The following is a 21304-nucleotide window of genomic DNA, read 5'->3' as shown; positions in this document are numbered from 1 at the left end:
CCGATCAGTCGCGGTCGTCGATGCAGTAGACCCCGTAGGCTCTGCCGAGCACCGGCAGGGCCACGTTGCGCACCCTGATCCCGCCCGGCGTCATGCCTTTCTCGGTGCCCTTGTGCGCGTGCCCGTGCAGGAACAGGTCGGCCCCGGCGGTGTCGACCGCCTCGGCCAGCAGATAGCTGCCGAGAAACGGGTAGATCTCGTGCGGCTCGCCCTCCAGCGTCTCCTTGACCGGCGAGTAGTGCGACAGCACCACGCGGTGATCGGCCTGGACCTCCTTCAGCGCCACCTTCCACGCCTCGGCGATGTACCGGGTGTGCGCCACGAAGTTCTTGATCTCCCGCTCGCCGAACTCGCTCGCGCTCTTGCCCGCGAACCCGCCGCCGAAGCCCTTGCCGCCGACCACGCCGAGCTTCGTCTCGCCGCACTGGAGCACGACGCCGTCGTCGTCGAGCACGGTGACCCCGGCGTCGCGTAGCTCCCCGGCGATCTCGTACTGCAGGTCGGAGTGGTAGTCATGGTTGCCGAGCACGGCCACGACGGTCACGGGCAGGCCGCGGAACTCGTCGGCGACCGCCCGGCCCTCCTCCAGCGTGCCGTGGCGGGTCAGGTCGCCCGCCAGCATCAGTACGTCGGCGCGGTCCTCGATGCCCTCCAGATGTTTTCGGTATCGACCCCTGGCGTCCTCGCCCAGGTGGATGTCGCCCACGGCCGCTATGCGGAGGTCAGTCAAGGTGCTCATCCTCTCCGGGCTCGGTGATGTCGACGATCCTGATCTCGTTGTGCAGGTGGAGGGCCGGCGCGGTCTCGTGCGCCACCGCCCCGAGTCGCTCACGCTGTTCGGCCCCGTCCACCTGGCCGCGCAGGAACAGCTGATCGCCTCTGATGTCGACGCGGATGCCGAGCTCGTGCGTGCGCGCGTCCTCCGCCAGCGCTCGCTGGACCCTGGCCGCGACGTACTGCGGAGCTTCCATCGCAGATTCCTCCTTCTCCCGACGCCGCTACCCGCGACGTTAAGCGGCAAACGGCGGGGGCAGGTGAGCGGCATGCCTGAGAACAACGACGATTGGGAAGAGGGCCGGGACGAGCGATCCCATGCGATGGTTCCCGCGACACCGCGCGACGTGGCGCACATCATGGTGGGCTCCTTCATCCTGGTGTTCCTGTTCGCGTTCGCCGTGCTCGGCGTCATCGCCAGGGCCCCGGTGATGACCGGCATCGCGGTCGTGGCGGCGATCGGCGTGGTCATCGACATCGTGCTGGCCATCCGGCGGCAGCGACGCGGCAGATCAGAAGAGGCGGGTTGATCTTCATGGCGCCCCAGAGTGCCGAGAATCTCATCACCAGGACGGACATCACGGACGACTTGCGCGGACGCGTGGTCGTGGTGACGGGCGCGAGTGGCGGGGTGGGCCGTGCGGTGGTACGCGAGCTCGGCGTGAAGGGAGCCAAGGTCGCGCTGATCGCCCGCGGGACGACCGGCCTGGGCGCCGCGGCCGTGGACGTCGGCGCCGCCGGCGGGAGCGGGCAGGTCTATGAGGCGGACGTGGCCGACTATGACCAGGTACGGCAGGCGGCCGAACGCGTCGAGGCGGAGATCGGCCCGATCGACGTGTGGATCAACGTGGCGTTCTCCTCGGTGTTCGCCCGGTTCGCCGACATCTCGCCTGAGGAGTTCGAACGGACGACCCAGGTGACCTACCTCGGCTACGTCTGGGGCACCAAAGTGGCCCTTGAGCTGATGCGTCCCCGCAACAGGGGCGTCATCGTCCAGACCGGCTCGGCCCTGTCGTATCGGGCGATCCCTTTGCAGTCCGCGTACTGCGGGGCCAAGCACGCGATCAAGGGCTTCTCCGAGTCGGTGCGCGTCGAGCTCATGGCGGACCACAGCAACATCAAGATCACCCTGGTGCAGTTGCCCGCGGTGAACACGCCCCAGTTCGACTGGGTGCTCAGCAAGCTGCGCCGCCACCCGCAGCCGGTGCCGCCGATCTACCAGCCCGAGGTGGCGGCCCGCGGCATCGTGTACGCCGCCGAGCACCCGGAGCGCAAGGAGTACTGGGTCGGCGTCACGACCGCGGCCACCCTGCTCGCGCAGCGGATCGCGCCCGCGCTGGTGGATCGCTATCTGGCGCGGACCGGCGTGGACTCCCAGCAGACGGACGAGAAGCCGCGCAGCGGTGTGGCCAACCTCTGGGAACCCGCGGACGACGACCGCGACTACGGCGCGCACGGCGGCTTCGACGAGCGTTCGAAGGCCCGCAGCCCGCAGCTCTGGATGTCGCAGCACCGGCGCGTGGTGCTGTTCGGCCTGGCCGCCGCCGCGACGGCGGCCGGTCTCGCGGCCGTCCGCCGGGCCAGAACCTGAGGAAGCCTCAGGCCGCGCAGAGTTAAGCAACCCAGAAGGGGTAGGCGGCGGGGCAACCCCGAGGAGGACCTGATGCCCGAACGCGATCTGCGTTTCCTGTCCGAACTCGCCGCCCAGCTACGTGTGGACTCCGTACGCAGCTCGGCCGCCGCCGGGTCCGGCCACCCGACCTCGTCGATGTCGGCGGCCGACCTGATGGCCGTCCTGTTCGCCTGCCATCTGCGCTATGACTTCCAGGCTCCGGACAACCCCGCCAACGACCACCTGATCTTCTCCAAGGGGCACGCCTCGCCGCTGCTCTACTCCCTGTACAAGGCCGCGGGCGCGATCAGCGACGAGGAGCTGCTGTCGTTCAGGAAGCGGGGCAGCCGGCTGGAGGGCCATCCGACGCCCGGATTGCCGTGGGTGGACGTGGCCACGGGCTCGCTCGGCCAAGGGCTGCCCGTCGGGGTGGGGGTTGCGACGGCCGGTCGGCTGGAGCGCCTGCCGTACCGGGTGTGGGTGCTCTGCGGTGACAGCGAGCTGGCCGAGGGGTCCATCTGGGAAGCCGCCGAGTACGCGGGGACCGAGGGGCTGGCGAACCTGACGTTGATCGTGGACATCAACCGGCTGGGCCAGCGCGGCCCGACCCGGCACGGCTGGGACACCGGCGCGTACGCCCGCAGGTTCGGCGCGTTCGGCTGGCACACGATCGAGATCGACGGCCACGATCCAGGGCAGATCGACTTCGCCCTGAACGACGCCTGCAACACGCGCAGGCGGCCGACCGCGATCCTGGCCAAGACGCGCAAGGGCGAGGGCGTCCTGGAGGTGGAGAACCGCGAGGGCGCCCACGGCAAGGCGCTCAAGGACCCGGACAAGGCCATCAGCGAGCTGGGCGGCATACGGGACGTGCGGGTCGAGGTGCTCCCGCCCGAGCCCGCCGGCGAGCCGTACCGCTTCCACGACGGCGACCTGACGCTGCCCGCGTACAAGGTCGGCGACCAGGTGGCCACCCGGACCGGGTTCGGCGCGGCGCTGGTCGCCGTAGGCGCGGCCCGCGGCGAGGTGGTCGTGATCGACGGCGAGGTGGCCGACTCCACCAGGACCGCGGAGTTCGCGAAGGAGTTCCCCGAGCGCTTCGTCGAGTGCTACATCGCCGAGCAGCAGTTGGTCGCGATGGCGGTCGGGCTGCAGGTGCGGGGCTGGATCCCCTACGCCGCCACTTTCGCGGCCTTCCTCACCAGGGCGTACGACTTCATCAGGATGGCCGGGGTGAGCCGGGCGTCGATCAGGCTGGTCGGCTCGCACGCCGGCGTGTCGATCGGCGAGGACGGCCCCTCACAGATGGGGCTGGAGGACCTGGCCATGATGCGCACGGTGTACGGCAGCACCGTGCTCTACCCCTGCGACGCCAACCAGGCCGCCGCGCTGACCGCCGCGCTGACCGACATCTCCGGGGTGTCGTACCTGCGTACCACCCGTGGCGATACGCCGGTGATCTACCAGCCGGGCGAGCGCTTCCCGGTGGGCGGCTCGTGCGTGCTGCGGCAGTCGGCGGAGGACCGGGCCACGATCGTGGCGGCCGGGGTGACCGTGCACGAGGCGCTGGCCGCGGCCGACGAGCTGGGCCGGGAGGGCATCCGGGTGGGTGTGCTCGACATGTACTCGATCAAGCCGATCGACACGGCCGCGCTGACCGAGGCGGCCACCACCACCGGCACCCTCATCACGGTGGAGGACCACCGGCCGGAGGGCGGGCTGGGCGACGCCGTGCTCGACGCCGTCGGCGAGCTCGGGCCGCGCGTGGTGAAGCTGGCCGTTCGGGACCTGCCCGGGTCGGCGACACCGGCGGAACAACTGGCAGACGCCCGCATAGACCGCCACGCGATAGCCGAGGCGGTCAAGCGGGTGCTGTGATCACGACTGTGTCGTCATGGGGGTCGGTTGCGGGGGTTCATCGGGGGTGCGTTTACAGGGGCGGCTCGTCGTAGCGGCGGGCGCGCTCCTCGTACACCGTGGTCCGGCGAGCCTCGGGCTGGTGAACCGGCTCGTCGATCGGGGCCACGGCCCTGCGGGTCATGCTGATCCGGTAGATCCCGAACAGCAGCCCCACCACACCCCCGAGCATGAGGATGACGCCGACCACGTTGATGTCGAGTCCGGCGAGATCGAATTCGACGGCCCAGGTCAGGATCGCGCCGAGCATGATGAGGATGATGCTTCCGGCGATGGTCATAAATACCTCCTTGACGAGACGAACCTCTATCCCCAGGCCGGAAAACAAACCAGTCGTCAGGGCCAGGCTGATGGACCCCGGCAGGACGGCCATGAGTCGCCTGTTCAGCGTCCCGCCGGCGAATTGAGTTTGCCGTGGCTGATCAGGGTTGATAGTCAGGGGGAATGTTCGCTGACAAGCCCACCCTCCAGGGTGACCGAGTGACGCTGCGCCCGGTCGGCCCCGAATACGCCGACGACCTGTTCGAGCTGGTCACCGACCCCGAAGTGCGGCGGCTGACCGGCTCGCACGGTGAGTTCGACCGGGAGGCCAGCCGCCACTGGTATGCGACGAGGAGTCAGCACGCCGACCGCCTCGATCTGGCGATCCTCGCGAACGGCGGGTTTGTCGGCGAGATCGTGCTCAACGAGCTCGACGAGGGCAACCGCGCGTGCAGCCTGCGCATCGCCCTGATCGGCGCGCGCGCGTTCGGCAAGGGCTACGGCACTGAGGCCATCGACCTGCTGCTCCGCCACGCCTTCACCACGACCCGGCTGCACCGGATCAGCCTGGAGGTCTTCGCCTTCAACGACCGCGCCAGGCACGTCTACAAGAAGGCCGGATTCGTCGAGGAGGGCGTGCAGCGTGACGCGCTGCTCTGGGACGGCGAGTGGCACGACGCCATCACCATGTCGGTGCTGCGACCGGAGTGGCGGCCGCGATACGGAAGACTGACATAATGATCATGACGCACGGGTCCTCCGTGGCGCGCGGGGGACCTGTGACGTCTTGCAACCAAATCACGATTTCGTGCATCTAAGCAGCAGTGACGATGCGCTTGGTGCCCGGTGACCCCGAGAAGCTTGGCGGCTATTGGCTGGCCGGGCGGCTCGGCGCGGGCGGCCGCGGCGTGGTCTACGACGCCTACAACGACGAAGGTCGCCGGTTCGCGATCAAGGTGCCGCGCGGCGAGGTCACCAGGCAGCTCGCCGAGGCCGTCGGCCTGGTGAAGCCGCGCTACCTGGCCCGGGTGGTCGGCGTCGGGCTCGACAGCGAGAGCCCGTACATCGTCAGCGAGTTCGCCGACGGGCCCGACCTGCGGCAGGCGGTGGCCGTCCACGGGCCGTACGCGGGCGACGAACTGCTGGCGCTGGCGACCGCGCTGGCGACCGCGCTCAGCACGCTGCACGAGGCGGGCATCGCGCACCGCGACCTGAAGCCCGAGAACGTCCTGCTGGCCCCGGACGGTCCACGGGTGATCGACTACGGCATGGCGGCCGGCGACCCGGTCGGCGGGCGGCGCACCTACCTGGCGCCCGAGGTGCTCACCGGGCAGCGGGCCGGGGCGGCGGCCGACGTGTTCGCCTGGGGCGCGGTCGTGCTCTACGCGGCCACCGGTCGCGACCCGTTCCAGGGCGAGAGCGTCGGCGCGATCTTGCACCGGCTGCTGACGGTCGACCCGGACCTGGGCGATCTGCCGCCGCCGCTGCGCGACCTGGCGGGACGTGCCCTGGCGAAGAACCCGGCGGACCGTCCCTCCGCCACGGAGCTGCTGGTCGGCCGCTCCACCGAGCTGCGCCCGCCCGTCGGGATGACCGGGCCGCGCTCGCTGGGCGAGGTGGCCGAGAAGGCGTACGCCTCGCTCACCCCGTCACAGCAGGGCGAGCTGCCCGGCCTGCTGCTGCGCCTGCTCGACGGCGAGGAGGTCAAGGACAACGGCGACGAAGGGGGCGTGCTGACCCGGCTGGTGGCCGCCGGCCTCCTGGTACGGGTCAGCGTCCGGGTCGAGCCCACCACGACGGAGGTGGGCAAGCTGGTGGCGATCAGCGACGACCGGGTCGCCCCGGCCAGCGCCGCGCTCTTCCGCGCCTGGCCACGGCTGCGCAAATGGGCGGCCCAGGACTCGGCGGCCCGGCAGCGCTCAGGTGGCTCCCCCGCCCGGCAGGTCGGCGGCCAGAAGACGGAAAGAGCGCCCGCCCATGCCGGCCGCATGAGCACCGTACGGAAGATCCCCGCTGTGGCCTCCCGCGAAGACGGCGAGCCCCGCCCCGACCTCACCTCGATGTACGTCATCCACCGCGCCATGCTGACCGACCTGCGGCGGCTCACCGAGCTGCTGGCCCGGCCCGCCGAGCTCGGCGTGGCCAGGAGCAGGGCGGTGCGCGGCTACGTGGCCTCGCTGCTGACCGAGGTCGACCACCACCACGCCGACGAGGCCGACCTGCTGTGGCCGGTCATCGAGCGCGCCGCGGGCCAGGCCGTCGACCTGGCCCCCTACACCGACGGCCACCAGGCGCTCGGCCCGCTGCTGGACCGCTGCCGCGCCGCGCTGACCGGCGACCTGGGCGCGCTCGGCCGGGAGCTGGGCGAGCTGCTGGGACTGCTCGACGAGCACATCGCCGAGGAGGAGTCCGAGCTGTTCCCGATCGTCTTGCGGTTCGTGCCGTTCGACGCTTTTGTGCGGGTGGAGAAGCAGGTCGCCAAGCGGGCCGCGCTGCGCGAGCCGACCTTCACCGCGCCATGGCTGTTCCGCCACGCCACGCCGGAGGAGACCGCGCGGCTGCTCAAGGGGGCGGGGCGGCCGCTGCGCCTGCTGGCGGCCGCCACCAGGCCGGGCCACATCCGGCGCGAGCGCCAGATCTTCGGCTAGCGCGGCGACGCACCCCCTTACTCGCGCGGATCGCTCAGCCGGCCGATGAGCGCGGTACGCGAGGTGATGCCGAGCTTGGTGTAGATGTGGCTCAGGTGGTACTCGACGGTCTTGACGCTGAGCACCAGCTTCCGCGCGGCCTGCCGGTTCGTCAGCCCGCGGCTGATCAGCACCGCCACGGTGTGCTCCTGCGGGGTCAGCCCGAGCCGCGCCGTGTCCCGCGCGCGCGGCGCCGACCGGCCGCTCGCGGCCAGCTCCAGACCGCACTGCTCCAGGTACGGCAGCGCGCCCAGCCTCGAGAGCGTGACCTGGGCCGCCTCCAACTGCTCGGCCGCGGCGGCCCGGCGCCCCCTGCGCCGCAGGAACGTGCCGTAAGCGAGCTGGATCCTGGCCTCCTCGAACGGCATGTCGAGCTTGGCCGAGTGCTCGAGCGCGGTCTGGAACGCGGACTCGGCCTCGACCGAGGCGTGCCTGGCGGCCTGCAGCGCGGCCCTGGCACGGGCGGTGGCGGCCAGCGCGCTGCGCCGCTCCTGGTCCATCGCCTGCCGCTCCCATGGCCCGAGCACGTTCTCGGCCTCGTCCGGGTCGCCGGTGTTGACCAGGGCGTCGGCCAGGAGCCCCGGCCAGAACACCATCGCCGGTTCACAGGGCAGGTGCGTCCTGGTCAGCGGGGTGAGCGCGGCGATCACCGCTTCGTGGTCGCCGCGGGCCGTGGCGGCCAGGCCGTCGGCGCTGGCCGTACTGACCTGGGCGATGAGGTTGTCCGGGTGGCCCGCGGCGCGGGCGGCGCGTACGTGGGCGGTGGCGCGGTCCCATTCGCCGCGGGCGGCGGGCACCAGCGCGGCCACGGCGTGCGCGTAGGCGGCCAGCCAGAGCTGGCCGAAGTCGTCGGCGGCCAGCGCGCCGGACTCGGCGTGCATGACCGCCTCGTCCCACCGCCCGAGCCGGTAGTCCACCTGGGCCAGTGCGGTCTCCACCAGTAGCTGGAAGGCCGCCGAGCGTCCGTTGCCCACGGCCAGCACGCCCGCCAGGTCCTCGTGCGCGCCTGAGAGGTCGTCGCTCCACAGGCGCAGCATGCCCCGGCCGAGCAGCGCGTCGAGCTCGCCGGAGTCGCTCTGCGAGGCGGCGGGCAGATTGCCGGAGCGCGCCAGCCCCTCCTCCACGCGGCCGGCCAGTCCCAGCCCGACGAGTTCGGCGAACCGCACCAGGTCGCCGTCGGCCTGCTCGGCCCAGCGCACCGCGTCGGCGCCGCGCCCGCCCGCGAGCGCGGCCATGGCCTGCCGGCCGGCGACCCCGGCCGCCAGGCCGCACTGCGTCTTGGCGTGCGGCCAGGCGGTGTCGAGGTGCCTGCCCGCCTCGTCGAGCCGCCCGTTGACCAGCGCCACGGACCCGAGCGCGTAGTCACGCACCCCGGGATCGGCCGCGGGCGCCACCTGCGCGGCCAGCGCGGCCGCCTCTCCCGGCCGACCGGCCGCGACCAGCGCCTCCACGGCCTCCGCGATGAGCCGGTCCCGCCCGGTCCCCTCCTGGGTGAGCTGTACGGCCCGCGCCAGGCAGCCGCAGGCGCTCGACCAGAGCCCGGCCGCCGCCTGGCTGCGCCCGATCTCGGCCACCTCGCCCACCAGTTCGTCGTCCACCCGGTCGGCGGCCGAGAGCCGGTGGTGCAGCCGGTGCACCACGTCGGCGACGAGGTCGGCGGCGAGCAGGTGCAGCCGGCGCCGGGTGGCCGGGCCGAGATCGTCGTAGACGGCGGCCCTGACCAGCGGATTGCGGAAACCGAGCGACACACCGGCGCCGGTGCGCCACTCGACGAGCAGGCCGACGGCGACGGCCTGCTCAAGGGCGGGGAGCGGCTCGTCCAGCTCGGCCATCCGGGCCACCAGGTGCAGCGGGGCCGAGGTGCCGAGCACGGCGGCCGCGGTGACCAGCCGCTGGGCCGGCTTGCCGCACTTGGCCAGCCGGCCGCGTACCAGGGCGGTATAGGAACGGGGTGCGGGCAGCGGGGCGTCCACGTCGGCCAGGGTCTCCGGGCGTACCTGCTGGAGCAGCGCGCGGACGTGCAGCGGGACGCCCTTGGTGTGCCGGTGCAGCCGCTCGGCCGCCTGGGGCGTCAGGCGGACCGGGCCGAGCCGCCCGCTCAGTGTCTGCAGCTCACGTACGCTCAGCCCGCCGAGCGGCAGGCGGAGCGCGGAGCTGCCGCGCAGCAGCCGGCGCAGGCCGTCGGGCAGCCGGGAATGGTCGCTGTCCCTGACGATGACGATGGTGAGCACCCGGTCGTTGCGCAGCCTGCGCAGCGCGAACGTCAGCGCCTGCAGCGACAGCAGGTCCGCCCAGCCGCCGCCGTCGACCACCATGACGACCGGGGCCACGCGCTGGAGCTGGCGGAGCAGGTCGAGCAGCGCCGCGCCGACCACCAGCGGGTCGGGGTGCTCGGGCTCACCCATCGACGGCAACTGGGCCAGCGGCTCCGGTACGGGCTGCGCCTGGGCGCCGAGCTGGCCCAGCACGCCGTACGGCAGTTCGGCCTCGCTCTCCTCTCCACTCACATCGAGCACCAGCGCGCTTTCGACGTTGGCGAGGAACTCGTGCACCAGCGCGGTCTTGCCGATCCCCGCAGGTCCCTCCACCACCACCAGGCCAGACCGGCTCTCGAAAGCGCGACCGAGCTGGGCGTGCAGGACCGCCAGCTCTCGGCCCCGGCCGACGAACTGCTCGTCGCGGGAGCGCTCTGGTCCGGTGAGTACGGCGCGGGCTGTCATGGACCCACCCCCAGACCAACTCATGGTGAGCCTTGGGCCGCCAAGCGTCTAGTCACTGTTTGGCCTGAGTCACCCGATTCGATCCCTAGGGAAGAGCCCCCGGGTTATCCCCAGGGCGTTCCCGGATGCTCGAAGTGACCACCGTTCATAGCGTCCAACGAGGACGAATGCCGCCAAAGACGCCGGGAGAAGACATGCCGTCCTACATCGCTGAGGAGCAGCGGGGAACGGAAGCACGGATGCTCAACGTGCTCCTTCCCACCATCCTGCAGAACCTCCAGCTGATCCATCCGGCCGCCAACCAGTTCGGCGCGCCTCCGATGGCCACGACGCCGGCCAGACCGTTCGAGCAGTGGAACCTCACGCCGCAGCAGCCGCAGGGCCCCTCGTTCCCCATCCCGTCGCAACTGGCCATGGACCGGTCGTACATGGACCTCATCTCCGTGGCCGTACCGACCGTACAGGCGCTCATGCCGCCGCTCGTGGAGCAACTGCTCTCGTTCGGCCCGCCCAAGCCGGACATCGACCAGAACGAGGAGGACCGCTTCCTCCAGTTCGCGCCGCAGCTCGTCGGCACGCTCGCGCCGATCGTCGTGCAGCTCCTGCCGGGGCTGCTGCAGAACATGGCCGCCGGCCGCGGCGAGCAGCCGGTGCGCGTCACCGACCGGGAGCTCAACCAGCGCTTCTTCGGGCCGATCACGCAGGCCGTGCTGCCCGCCGTCGTGTCCGCGCTGCCCGAGCTGCTCGCCATCGTGCACGGCGACCAGCGCTCGCCCGTCCGCTACGAGCGGATGCCCGGCCGCGGCCTCTTCCAGCTCATCCGCATCAGCAGGAACGACCTGCTCAACGGCCACCGGATGCACGACGGCGACGTGATCTACCTGACCGAGACGCCGGCGCCGGCCGGCACCACCGAGGTCCGCGTCAGCACCGCCCCCCACGGCCTGTGGTGGAAGGGCGTGCAGGTCAGCGACGACAGCGATCGGCAGATCTGCTTCGTCGAGACCGGCGGCGCGGACCATGCCGGGTTCGACTCCAGGTCCGTCCAGACAGGCGGCTGCATCGTGCTGTGGAAGGCCAAGATGTTCGGCGTCCACACCCCGATGTACGTCATCCCGACCGGCGACCTGTCGCCCGACGCCAAGTGCTTCACCTTCCACTGGGCAGCCGGCTGATGGCCGAGACCCCGCTGCGGCTCGGCAGCGGAGGAGAAGAGGTCCGGCGGCTCCAGGAACTGCTGCGCAGCCGCGGCTACCGCATCCAGGCCGACGGCTACTTCGGCGGCTCGACCTACGGCGCGGTGCTCGGCTTCCAGCAGCGCCATCGGATCCCCGCCGACGGCATCGCGAGTGCCGCCACCTGGCGGGCGCTCGGGGAGACCCGGAGCGACCCCGCCGAACGGGAGAGCACGCCGCGGGGACCGGCCCCGTGGACGTTCATGGTCTACATGGCGGGCAACAACAGCCTGTCCGACGCGGCCGGCCGGGATCTTGCGGAGCTGCGCGCCCTCGCGTCGTACAACGGCGTGCGGGTCACCGCCTTCGTCAAGCGCCACGGCATCCAGGGCCGGGCCCAGCACATGGAGCTCAGCCCGGGAGGCAGGCAGGACCTGGTCGAGGAGCTCGCTCCCCCGGTCGACTCCGGCCATCCCCAGACGCTCGTCGACTTCGCCCGCTGGACCGCCAGGCACGCACCCGCCGAGCGCTACGCCCTGGTGATCTGGAACCACGGCGGTGGCTGGGGCCCGGACGACCTGAACCAGCTCTACACGCAGGTCAGGGGACGGGCCGTGCGGCGGGACGTCGAGCAGGGCTACATCCGGCGGGTGCCCCGCGCCGCGCCGGCCGAAGGCGAGCCGTCGTTCTCCGAGCTGACCCGGCTGACCGAGACGCCCGAGATCAGCAAGTGCGTGTTCTCCACGTCCCTGCGCCGGCTCCTGACCCTGCCCACCGGCCACGCCCGGGCCATCGCCGGTGACGACGGCACGCCGCACTCGATGGACACCATCGAGCTGTACAACGTGCTGCGGCAACTGCACACCGACCTGGGCCGGCCCATCGACCTGCTGGGCATGGACGCCTGCCTGATGAGCGGTCTGGAGGTGTGTTACCAGATCCGCGAGCACGTCGGCGTCGTGGTGGGCTCGGAGGAGGTGGAGCCCAACGCGGGCTGGCCGTACACGGAGATCCTCACCGCGCTCGCGGGCAACCCCCGGATGGACGCCAGGGACCTCGGCCGGACCGTCGTCGAGGAGTATCTGCGGTCCTACCGGCCCGGCCCGTCGACCGTCACGCAGTGCGCGGTGGACGCGACGCGGATCGAGGAGTTCATGCGGGAGTTCGAGACCCTCGCCGAGTGCCTGCGCGGGCAGGTGCTCGCCAACCGGTCGGTCGTGGACAGCGTGCAGTCGGTCGCCACCCGGTTCCACACCGACCGGTCGCTGATCGACCTGCGTACGCTCTGCCTGGCGCTGATCGCCGACACCCGGACGGACCCCACGCTGGCCTCCGTCGCGGACAAGATGATCGCCCTGCACAACCCGGGCGGTTTCGTCATCCACGAGGACCGGCAGGGCGCCAAGGTGGAGGACTGCGGCGGCCTCAGCGCGTACTTCCCCATGGAGCGGACGATCTCCCCGTACTACGCGGACCTGCAGATCGCCAGGGACACCGCATGGGACAGGTTCCTCAAGGAGTACGCCGACGCGCGGGGCATCGGCGGGAGGAGACCGCACCGACCATAATCCGGCGACGGTGCCGGTGACATCGGGGCTATCGCGGCCAGGGACCGGCCGCGATAGCCCCTACCGTGTCTCGCATGGACCCCCTTCTCAGCCGTCGGGCCCTCAACCGGGCCACCCTCGACCGGCAGCTGCTGCTGCGCCGTACGGACCTGTCCGTGCTCGACGTGGTCGAGCACCTCGGCGGGCTCCAGGCGCAGACCCCCCACACCTGGTACACCGGCCTGTGGAACCGCGTCGAGGGCTTCCAGGCCATGGCCGCCTCCCAGCTCCTGGCCTCGCGGGCCCTCGTCCGCATCGCGTTGCAGCGCTCGACCATCCACCTGGTGAGCGCGCGTGACTGCCTGGCCATGCGGCCGCTGGTGCAGATCGTCACCGAGCGGATGACCAGGAACACGTTCGGCGGACGCCTGCGGGGGGTGGACCTCGACGAGCTCGCCACGGCCGGCCGGGCGCTGCTCGAAGCCCAGCCGATGACGTTCGCCCAGCTCGGGAAGGCCCTGGCCGAGCGGTGGCCGGGCAACGACCCGCACGCGCTGGGGCAGGGGGTGCGGTGGCTGGTGCCGCTGGTGCAGGTGCCGCCGCGCGGGCTGTGGGGCCAGGCCGGGCCGGTCGCGCACACCAGCGCCGAGTCGTGGCTCGGGCTGTCGGTGCCCCCGATGACGGCGGCCGAGCTGGTGGCGCGCTACCTCACGGCGTTCGGGCCGGCCTCGGTCATGGACGTGCAGGCCTGGTCGGGGCTGACCCGGCTGGGCGAGGTGGTGGAGTCCATGGACCTGGTCCGCTTCCGCGACGAGTCGGGCCGGCTCCTGTACGACCTGCCGGACGCGGTCCGGCCCGATGAGGACACGCCGGCGCCGGTGCGGCTGATGTACGACTTCGACAACCTCTTCCTGTCGCACGCCGACCGGTCGAGGGTCATCACCGAGGCGGCGACCTCCGGGCTGAGCGGCTTCATCGGCACCAACGTGGTGCCGCGCATCATCCTGGTGGACGGGTTCCCGGTGGGCGACTGGACGGTGAGCCGGGCCAAGGGCACCTCGACGCTCGGCATCCACCAGTGGCGGCCGATCTCCGGTCTCGACGCGGTGATCGAGGAGGGGATCCGGCTGCTGGAGTTCCTGGCGCCGGGCGACCAGCACGACCTCGCCGTCTTCGACCACCCGTCCAGGACCTGAGAGCCGTGAGGTACGCTGCGCCGGTCCGCGCGTAATGTCCGGAAGGCTGAGAAAGTCCAATGACCGATCTGGTGACCTTCGGTGAGACGATGGCGCTGTTCTCGGCCCGGCGCACCGGTCCGCTGCGTTTCGCCCGCGACTTCGACCTGGGTCTCGGCGGCGCCGAGTCGAACGTCGCCATCGGTGTCACCCGCCTGGGCCACAGCGCCACCTGGATCAGCCGGGTCGGGGCCGACGAGTTCGGCGAGCTGATCCGCTTCACGCTCCAGGGCGAGGGCGTCGACGTCCGGGCCGTCACCGACCTGGACGCGCCGACCGGGCTGATGATCAAGGGGCGGCGGACGGCCGATCTCGTCGACGTCCGCTACTACCGGGCCAAGAGCGCCGCCTCCCGGATCACGCCCGGCGACCTCGACCCCACGCTCATCGAGACCGCCCGGGTGCTGCACGTCTCCGCGATCACTCCGGCTCTGTCGGCGTCCGCCCGCGAGGCCGTACGGCACGCGATCGCCGTGGCCCGGGCGGCCGGGGTGTTCGTATCGCTGGACATCAACTACCGCCGGGCGCTGTGGACGCCCGAGGAGGCCGGCGCCTGGCTGCGCGAGACGATCGGCGACGTGGACGTGCTGTTCGCGACCGTGCCGGAGGGCCGGCTGATCATCGACGTCGAAGAGGCCGCGGACCTGGCCAAGGCGCTGGCCGCGCTCGGCCCCGAGCATGTGCTGGTCAAGTCGGGGGCCGAGGGGGCGCTGGAGTTCTCCGGCGGCTCGGTGCGGCAGGCTCGGCCGTACCGGGTGACCGAGGTCGACCCGGTCGGTGCCGGGGACGCGTTCGCGGCCGGGTGGCTGGCCGACTGGCTGGCCGGCGCGGACGCCGAGCAGCGGCTGCGCACGGCCTGCGCGGCGGGGGCGTTCGCGGTGACCTCACAGGGCGACTGGGAGAGCCTGCCCAGCCGGGCCGACCTGAACCTGCTCCAGCGCCCCGCCGACGGCGTCAGCCGCTAGTCATTTGATCGGTGTGACGTCGAGTCGGCCCTGGTCGCACACGCGGTCGACGGCGAACGTGATCTCCGTGTGAGCCCGCTCGTCCGGCGGGATGACCATCAGCCGGGCCGCGCCGGGACAGGTGGTCTCGGTGCCGGTCTCCACGACGGTCCAGTGGAGGGTCGCGCGGGCGCTCCCGCCGGGCCTGAGCGTCACCTTCGGCCGCGCTCCCGGCGTCCGGCGGACGCGGGTCCGCAGGGCGTCACCCTGCTTGTCGAACATCACCAGCCCCGGATAGCCCTGCAGGGTGCACGCGGCCCGCGACCGGTTGGTGAACACCAGCGGCGCGTTGCGATTGCCCGCCCCGGCATCCACCCTGCCCAGCCGCACCTGGAGCTGCGGCGCGGAGCAGCGCCCCGGGGCCTGCTGTACGGTCTCCTGCGCCAGCGCGGGGGCGGCGCCGCCGGCCAGCAGCAGCCCACCCACGAGTGCGGCGATCCTGAACGTCATCATGTGTGCTTCGACGCGTGAAACACCCCAAGAGTTCTCCGCCGAACTTTCTGACATTCGCGCCGATATTGCCGCTGCCCGACCAGTCTCCACAGGACACGGGCGGCCATTGGCATCAGGGCGAGAAACGCCTCCTGCTCCCACGGCGTGGCGTCCTCCAGCAGCGCGCCGAGCTGGATCAGCATCCGGTCCTTGGGCAACTGCGCGCGGGCGTACTCCGAGAGCGTGTCCCACTCGGCCTTGGTCAGGTGCTCGGCCACGAGCGGCAGGATGCGCTCCTCCTCCTGGTCGAGGTGGACGAGCAGCTCGTCGTGCAGGTCGAGCAGCGTGTCGGCGAGCCGGTCCCGGCGGTCGGCGTCGGCCTCGGCGCGCCAGGCGGGCAGCAGTTCCGCCAGCGCGGAGATGTGCCCGGCGACGCGCTCGTGCTGCTCCTCCATCGTGTGGATGAGGTCGCTCTCCAGCCGCACCCGGCCGAGCAGCACCGGCCAGAGCAACTTGTCCTCGGCCTCATGGTGGTGGTGCAGGCCGGTCAGCATCTCGCTCAGGTACGCGGCCAGCGTGGCGGCCCGCTCTGTGTCACCGGGAGCCACCTGCCGGATGAGCTCGGGGGCCAGCCTGAACTCGCGGCGGAACACGCGGTGGACGACCACCATCTCCCAGATGGCAGGACTGCTGTCAGTATTCACGATGACAGGATGCGGGGCGCCGATTGCCAAATGATTGACCACTGATCCAAGCCGTAGCATGTGGTCATGAACCGCGGCCTGGGAGAGCTCGAGTCCACCATCATGGACAGGATGTGGTCCTACCGCAGGCCCGCCTCCGTCCGGGAGGTGCTCGAAGATCTGCGCGGAGAGCGGGAGATCGCCTACACCACGGTGATGACCGTGATGGACAAGCTCCACACCAAGGGCCTGCTCAAGCGCAAGCCCGTCGGCCGTGCGTACGTCTACGAGCCGGTCGCCTCCAAGGAGGCCTATACCGCCGACCTGATGCGCCGCGCCCTGGCCGGCAGCGGCAACCAGGCCGCCACGCTCGTGCACTTCCTCGAACGCCTCACCCCGGAGGAGGCCACCGCGCTGGAGGCGGCGCTACAGGTCTTCCCGCCCAAGGACCGGCGCGCGTAGCGCCTGCCGGATCGTCACAGCAGACCCGCGGTGGCCAGATGCTTGCCGATGCGGCCGGTCTCCTCGTCGTTCAGCGGGACCTGCGGCAGCGCGGTGGCCGGGTGGTCGATGACGCCGCGCAGGTGCAGCGCGGCCTTGAAGGCGCCGAGCCCCGACGAGCTCCCGCCCATCCGGTCGCCGCCGACCGTGACGATCTCGAACAACCGCACCAGCCGCTCCTGCTCCAACCGGGCCGCCTCCCAGTCGCCCCGCCGAGCAGCCTGATAAAGCCGGACGTACCCGTGGGGATCCACATTGCCCAAGCCGGGCACCACGCCGTCGGCGCCCATCCACAGGGCGGAGTCCACCGTCACCTCGGACCCGGTCAGCACACTGAACGGCGCCTCGCGGCCGAGGATCACCTGCCGCAGTCCGCCGTCGTCCCCGCTCGAATCCTTGACCCCGGCCAGCACCCCCTCGGCGGCCAGCCCCAGCAGCAGTTCGGCGGACAATTTGGTGTGTACGGCAACCGGTAGATCATAGGCATAGACCGGCAGTCCACTCTCAGCACTGATGATCCGGAAATGGGTCCGGATCTCGGTGGGATGGGTGCGCGTGTAGAACGGCGCCGTCGCCACCAGCCCCGACACCCCGGCCTCGACCGCGACCCGCACGTGTTCGAGCACCCGTGGCGTCGTCATGTCGATCACCCCCGCCAGCACCGGCACCCGCCCGCCCACATGGCCGACCACGGTGTCGAGCACCACCCGGCGCTGGGCGTCGGGCAGGTAGGCCACCTCCGACGACGACCCGAGCACGAACAACCCGTCCACCCCACCGTCGAGCAGGTGGTCGACCAACCGGATCAGCGACGCGGCGTCCACCTGGCCGTCGGGGGTCATCGGGGTACATACCGGGGGGATCACACCGGTCAGCTTCGTCATACGCGCTCCTGGATCAGTTCGAGGTCGGTGGCTCCCGCCGCCACCGGGTGGTGGCAGTGGTACAGGTGGTCGGCGTCGCTCCGCGCCGCGGGCCAGGCCGCGCCGCACTCCTCGTCGGCCCGCCAGCACCGGGTGCGGAACGGGCAGCCGCTCGGCGGCCTGGTGGCCGAGGGCACGACGCCGACCAGCGGGATCGGGTTGATCGGCGAGATCAGCCCCGGCGTGGCGGAGAACAGCGCCCGCGTGTAGGGGTGCCGGGCGTTCAGGGGTACGGCGTGCGCGGGGGTCTGCTCGACGATCCTGCCCAGGTACATGGTCACCACCCGATCGCTCATCCGCCGGACCGTCTGGATGTCGTGCGAGACGAACACCAGCGCCAGTCCGAGCCGCTCCTTCAGATCGAGCAGCAGGTTGAGTATCTGCGCCCGCACCGAGACGTCAAGGGCGCTGGTCGGCTCGTCGGCGATGAGCAGGCCGGGTTCGAGGGCGAGCGCCCTGGCGATGGCCACACGCTGCCGCTGCCCGCCGGAGAGCTGACTCGGCAGCAGGTCCGCCGCGCCGGCGGGCAGGCCGACGAGGTCGAGGAGCTCGCGCACTCGGGCGTCCCGCTCGGCCGGGGTGCCTCGGCCGTGCACGTTGAGCGGGTCGCGGAGCACCTGCCTGATGGGCAGCCGCCGGTTGAGCGCCGTGGACGGGTCCTGAAATATCATCCCGACGCTCGACCCGATCATGCCCCGCCGCTCGGCGTCCTTGAGCGCCCACAGGTCCTTGCCGCGGAAGGTCACGGTGCCCGAGGTCGGCCGTTGCAGCGCCACCAGCACCTTGGCCAGCGTGGACTTGCCGCAGCCCGACTCCCCCACGACGCCGACCGTCTCGCCGGCGCTGATCGTGAGGTTCGCCGCGGTCAGCGCGTAGACGCGGTCCCGCGAGAACACCCCGCCAGAGCGGGCCTTGTGCACGACATGAACGTCCTTGAGCTCAAGCACGCTGATCACTCCCCACGAGGACGACAGCGGGATGGTGACACGCCACGGCGTGCTGCCGGGCGTCCCCCTCCAGCTCCGGTACGTCGGTACGGCACACGTCCGTGACCATCGGGCACCGGTCGGCGAAACGGCAGCCGGCCGGGAAGTCCGCCGGTGCGGGCACCACGCCGGGGATCTGGGTGAGCCGCTCGGCCCCCGACTCCAGCGACAGCACGGAGCCGAGCAGCCCGCGGGCGTAGTGGTGGGCGGGCGCGCCGACCAGCGTCGCCGTGGCGCCGGTCTCCACGATCTGCCCGCCGTACATGACAACCACGCGGTCGGTGACGTCGGCGATCAGCGCGAGGTCGTGGGAGACGAGGATCAGCGCGAACCCGAGCTCCTCGCGCAGCTTCAGCAGCAGCTCGATGACCTGCGCCTGGACGGTCACGTCGAGGGCGGTGGTGGGCTCGTCGGCGACGATCAGCTTGGGCTCGCGTGACAGCGCCATCGCGATCAGCACCCGCTGCCGCTGCCCGCCGGACAGCTCGTGCGGGTAGGAGGACAGGGTGCGGCGGGCGTCCAGGCCGACCAGTTCGAGCAGTTCGGCCGGTGACCGGCGGCCACCACGGCGGGTGACCTGCTTGAGCTGGGACTTGATGGTCATGGCCGGGTTCAGCGAGGAGAGCGCGTCCTGGTAGATCATCGCCATCTCGTGGCCGAGCAGGCGGCGGCGGGCGCGGCGCGGCAGCGCGAGGAGCTCCTGCTGGTCGAAGCGGACGTGGCCGCTGACGCGGGCGTCGCGGGGCTGCAGGCCCATGATGGTCAGCGCGGTCAGCGACTTGCCGCAGCCGGACTCGCCGACCAGCCCGAGCACCTCGCCCGGCCGTACGTCGAAGGCGATGCCGTCGACGATGTCCACGCCCTCGGCGAAGCCGATCCGCAGCCGCTCCACCGAGAGGATCGGCGGGCCCGAGGGCAGCGGGCGGGCCCGTTCGGCCAGTCTGAGGGCGGCCTCGGCCAGTCCCGGCAGCTCGACGAGCTCACCGGAGCCCGGCCGGGCCGCCTCGAACGCGTCGTCCTTCTTGATCGCCGCCTTGCGGGCGGCGGGCGCGGCCCAGGCGTCGGAGATGCCTTCGGACAGGATGTTCAGGGCGAGCACGGTGATCAGGATGAGCAGGCCGGGGAAGACCGTGGCCCACCAGCCGCCGAGGAGCACCATGTTCTTGCCGTCGGCGATGACGCTGCCCCATGACGGGTTCGGCGGCCGTACCCCGGCGCCGATGAACGACAGCGACGCCTCGAAGACGATCGCGTCGGCCACCATCACCGTGCAGAACACCAGCACCGGCGCGGCGCAGTTGATGGCGATGTGCCGGATCAGGATGTGCGGGGTGCGGGCGCCGATGATCCGCTCGGCCGCGACGTAGTCCTCGCCGTACTGGGCGATCACGTTGGCCCGCACGACACGGGCCACGGACGGCATGTAGAGGAAGGCCATCGCCATCACCAGCACCGGGATGCTGCCGCCGAACACCGCCACCAGCACGGCGGCCAGCGCGATGCCGGGGAAGGCCATGATCACGTCGAGCAGGCGCATGATCGTCTCGTCGACGGCCCGGCGGGAGGTGGCCGCGGCGGCGCCGATGACGGCCCCCACGACCAGGGCCAGGCCGGTCGCGCCGAGACCGATGATCAGCGACCAGCGCGCGCCGTACAGGAGCCTGGACAGGATGTCGCGGTTGGCGCTGTCGAGTCCCATCCAGTGACTCGCGGACGGGCCGCCGCCGGCGGCCTCCTGGAAGAGCGGCGAGTGCGGCGCGATCAGCGGCGCGAACAGCGCGGCCAGCACGACAACGGCGACGACGCCCACGGCGGCCCACGACATCGGCCGCAGGCGCTTGAAGGCGACGCCCGGCTTGGACAAGCGTTCCGTCAGTCCACGTCTCATCAGGCGGCGCTCCTGAGCCTGGGGTTGACCAGCAGGTACAGGACGTCGACCAGCAGGTTGACGACCATGAAGCCGACCGCGACGGTCAGCACGACGCCCTGCACGACCGCGGGGTCACCGTCGCGCACCGCGTTGATCATGAGCTGGCCCATGCCCGGCAGGCCGTAGATCTGCTCGATGACCACCGCGCCGCCGATCAGGTAGCCGATGCGCAGGCCGAGCACGGTCAGCGGGTTGATCAGCGCGTTACGCAGCACGTTGCGGCCCACCACCACGATCGGCGGCAGCCCGCTGCCGATCGCGGTGCGTACGTAGTCGCGGTCGAGCTCCTCGACCATCGACGTACGGATGATCCTGGTGAGCTGGGCCGCGACCGGCAGCGACAGTGACAGGGCGGGCAGCGTCATCGAACGCAGCCAGCCGCTCGTCGAGTCGGCCGGGTTGATGTAGCCGCCGGTCGGGAACAGGCCCTGCCCCACGGCCAGCCACTGGATCATCAGCAGCGCCAGCCAGAACGCCGGGGCCGCCACCCCGACCAGCGAGACGATGCGGATCACCTGGTCGGGCCAGCGGTCACGGAACAGCGCCCCGGTGACGCCGAAGATCAGCGCCAGCACGACCGCGATGAGCAGGCCGAGCAGCGTGAGCTGGAGCGTCAGCGGCAGCGCGGTCGTGACCGATTCGAGCACCGGCTTCTTGGTGAGCACGCTGGTGCCCAGGTCGCCCCTGGCCAGGTCGCCGATGAAGCGCAGGTAGCGCAGCGGCAGCGGGTCGAGCAGGCCGTTCTCGACCTGGAACTGGTGGATCTGCTCGGGGGTCGGGTTCGCGCCCTGGAAGTAGGCGTACTCCGGCTTGCTGTTGGAGAAGCGCATCACGATGAACACGAACGCGGCGACCCCGAGCACCAGCGGGACCAGGACGAGAATCCGCCGCAGGAGCATTCTGGCGATGAAGACCAT

20 protein-coding genes are annotated in these 21304 nt (G+C 71.5%); 10 read left to right on the top strand and 10 right to left on the bottom strand.

What is annotated here, in order from left to right; all coding sequences use genetic code 11:
- Window positions 1-4: 4 nt before the first annotated feature.
- Entirely contained in the window at window positions 5-730 is a 726-nt protein-coding gene (locus AB0F17_RS14405) for a metallophosphoesterase (protein ID WP_358021655.1), read from the bottom strand.
- Window positions 723-971, bottom strand: a complete 249-nt coding sequence (locus AB0F17_RS14400) for a BON domain-containing protein (protein ID WP_214637041.1) — start codon at window positions 969-971, stop codon at window positions 723-725. The genes AB0F17_RS14405 and AB0F17_RS14400 overlap by 8 nt, the downstream gene beginning before the upstream one ends.
- A gap of 72 nt (window positions 972-1043) precedes the next feature.
- Here AB0F17_RS14400 and AB0F17_RS14395 point away from each other — a divergent pair, with 72 nt between their 5' ends.
- From AB0F17_RS14395 to AB0F17_RS14385, 3 genes are all read left to right on the top strand, one after another.
- Window positions 1044-1304, top strand: a complete 261-nt coding sequence (locus AB0F17_RS14395; protein ID WP_358021652.1) for a hypothetical protein — start codon at window positions 1044-1046, stop codon at window positions 1302-1304.
- Between the two features lie 5 nt (window positions 1305-1309).
- Entirely contained in the window at window positions 1310-2365 is a 1056-nt protein-coding gene (locus AB0F17_RS14390; protein WP_358021649.1) for an SDR family oxidoreductase, read from the top strand.
- A 72-nt stretch (window positions 2366-2437) separates the two neighbouring features.
- Window positions 2438-4264 carry a transketolase gene (locus AB0F17_RS14385; protein ID WP_358021647.1) on the top strand — a complete coding sequence of 609 codons (1827 nt, stop codon included), beginning with the start codon at window positions 2438-2440 and terminating at the stop codon, window positions 4262-4264.
- Window positions 4265-4316: 52 nt separating this feature from the next.
- Here AB0F17_RS14385 and AB0F17_RS14380 read toward each other — a convergent pair whose 3' ends face one another.
- Entirely contained in the window at window positions 4317-4583 is a 267-nt protein-coding gene (locus AB0F17_RS14380) for a hypothetical protein (RefSeq protein WP_358021644.1), read from the bottom strand.
- Between the two features lie 164 nt (window positions 4584-4747).
- Between AB0F17_RS14380 and AB0F17_RS14375 the strand changes: the two genes are divergently transcribed.
- Both AB0F17_RS14375 and AB0F17_RS14370 read left to right on the top strand, forming a co-directional pair.
- Window positions 4748-5302: a GNAT family protein gene (locus AB0F17_RS14375; RefSeq protein ID WP_358021641.1), complete on the top strand. Its 555-nt coding sequence runs from the start codon at window positions 4748-4750 to the stop codon at window positions 5300-5302.
- Window positions 5303-5394: 92 nt separating this feature from the next.
- A complete protein-coding gene (locus AB0F17_RS14370; RefSeq protein ID WP_358022349.1) occupies window positions 5395-7212 on the top strand; it encodes a hemerythrin domain-containing protein in 1818 nt (605 codons plus the stop codon).
- A 17-nt stretch (window positions 7213-7229) separates the two neighbouring features.
- Here AB0F17_RS14370 and AB0F17_RS14365 read toward each other — a convergent pair whose 3' ends face one another.
- Window positions 7230-9971 (bottom strand): AAA family ATPase, encoded by a 2742-nt coding sequence (locus AB0F17_RS14365; RefSeq protein ID WP_358021638.1) that lies wholly within the window; start codon window positions 9969-9971, stop codon window positions 7230-7232.
- Between the two features lie 194 nt (window positions 9972-10165).
- Here AB0F17_RS14365 and AB0F17_RS14360 point away from each other — a divergent pair, with 194 nt between their 5' ends.
- From AB0F17_RS14360 to AB0F17_RS14345, 4 genes are all read left to right on the top strand, one after another.
- Window positions 10166-11146 carry a hypothetical protein gene (locus AB0F17_RS14360; RefSeq protein ID WP_358021635.1) on the top strand — a complete coding sequence of 327 codons (981 nt, stop codon included), beginning with the start codon at window positions 10166-10168 and terminating at the stop codon, window positions 11144-11146.
- Window positions 11146-12714, top strand: coding sequence for a clostripain-related cysteine peptidase (locus AB0F17_RS14355; RefSeq protein WP_358021633.1), 1569 nt, complete (start codon window positions 11146-11148; stop codon window positions 12712-12714). The genes AB0F17_RS14360 and AB0F17_RS14355 overlap by 1 nt, the downstream gene beginning before the upstream one ends.
- Window positions 12715-12788: 74 nt before the next feature.
- A complete protein-coding gene (locus AB0F17_RS14350) occupies window positions 12789-13889 on the top strand; it encodes a winged helix DNA-binding domain-containing protein (RefSeq protein WP_358021630.1) in 1101 nt (366 codons plus the stop codon).
- Window positions 13890-13948: 59 nt separating this feature from the next.
- On the top strand, window positions 13949-14893 hold the full coding sequence (locus tag AB0F17_RS14345; protein WP_358021628.1) for a sugar kinase: 945 nt from the start codon (window positions 13949-13951) through the stop codon (window positions 14891-14893).
- Here AB0F17_RS14345 and AB0F17_RS14340 read toward each other — a convergent pair whose 3' ends face one another.
- Together AB0F17_RS14340 and AB0F17_RS14335 are read right to left on the bottom strand one after the other, a co-directional pair.
- On the bottom strand, window positions 14894-15385 hold the full coding sequence (locus AB0F17_RS14340) for a DUF4232 domain-containing protein (RefSeq protein WP_358021626.1): 492 nt from the start codon (window positions 15383-15385) through the stop codon (window positions 14894-14896).
- Window positions 15382-16068 carry a hemerythrin domain-containing protein gene (locus AB0F17_RS14335; RefSeq protein ID WP_358021623.1) on the bottom strand — a complete coding sequence of 229 codons (687 nt, stop codon included), beginning with the start codon at window positions 16066-16068 and terminating at the stop codon, window positions 15382-15384. Before AB0F17_RS14335 ends, AB0F17_RS14340 begins: the two co-directional genes overlap by 4 nt.
- Before the next feature lie 66 nt (window positions 16069-16134).
- Between AB0F17_RS14335 and AB0F17_RS14330 the strand changes: the two genes are divergently transcribed.
- The gene (locus AB0F17_RS14330) at window positions 16135-16509 is read left to right on the top strand and encodes a BlaI/MecI/CopY family transcriptional regulator (RefSeq protein ID WP_214637026.1); all 375 of its coding nucleotides are present in this window, start codon (window positions 16135-16137) and stop codon (window positions 16507-16509) included.
- A 14-nt stretch (window positions 16510-16523) separates the two neighbouring features.
- On the opposite strand, the gene AB0F17_RS14325 is transcribed toward AB0F17_RS14330, so the two are convergent.
- From AB0F17_RS14325 to AB0F17_RS14310, 4 genes are read right to left on the bottom strand one after another with little or no spacing between them, the layout of a single operon-like run.
- Window positions 16524-17432, bottom strand: coding sequence for a dihydrodipicolinate synthase family protein (locus AB0F17_RS14325; protein WP_358021620.1), 909 nt, complete (start codon window positions 17430-17432; stop codon window positions 16524-16526).
- Window positions 17429-18418: an ABC transporter ATP-binding protein gene (locus tag AB0F17_RS14320; RefSeq protein ID WP_358021617.1), complete on the bottom strand. Its 990-nt coding sequence runs from the start codon at window positions 18416-18418 to the stop codon at window positions 17429-17431. The genes AB0F17_RS14325 and AB0F17_RS14320 overlap by 4 nt, the downstream gene beginning before the upstream one ends.
- On the bottom strand, window positions 18411-20345 hold the full coding sequence (locus AB0F17_RS14315; RefSeq protein ID WP_358021614.1) for a dipeptide/oligopeptide/nickel ABC transporter permease/ATP-binding protein: 1935 nt from the start codon (window positions 20343-20345) through the stop codon (window positions 18411-18413). Before AB0F17_RS14315 ends, AB0F17_RS14320 begins: the two co-directional genes overlap by 8 nt.
- Window positions 20345-21304, bottom strand: coding sequence for an ABC transporter permease (locus AB0F17_RS14310; RefSeq protein ID WP_358021611.1), 960 nt, complete (start codon window positions 21302-21304; stop codon window positions 20345-20347). The genes AB0F17_RS14315 and AB0F17_RS14310 overlap by 1 nt, the downstream gene beginning before the upstream one ends.

The organism is Nonomuraea sp. NPDC026600, assembly GCF_040638335.1.
In the GTDB taxonomy this organism is placed as follows: domain Bacteria; phylum Actinomycetota; class Actinomycetes; order Streptosporangiales; family Streptosporangiaceae; genus Nonomuraea.
The sequence above is the reverse complement of the archived record's forward strand: the minus strand, read 5'-3'. Positions and strand labels throughout refer to the sequence as shown.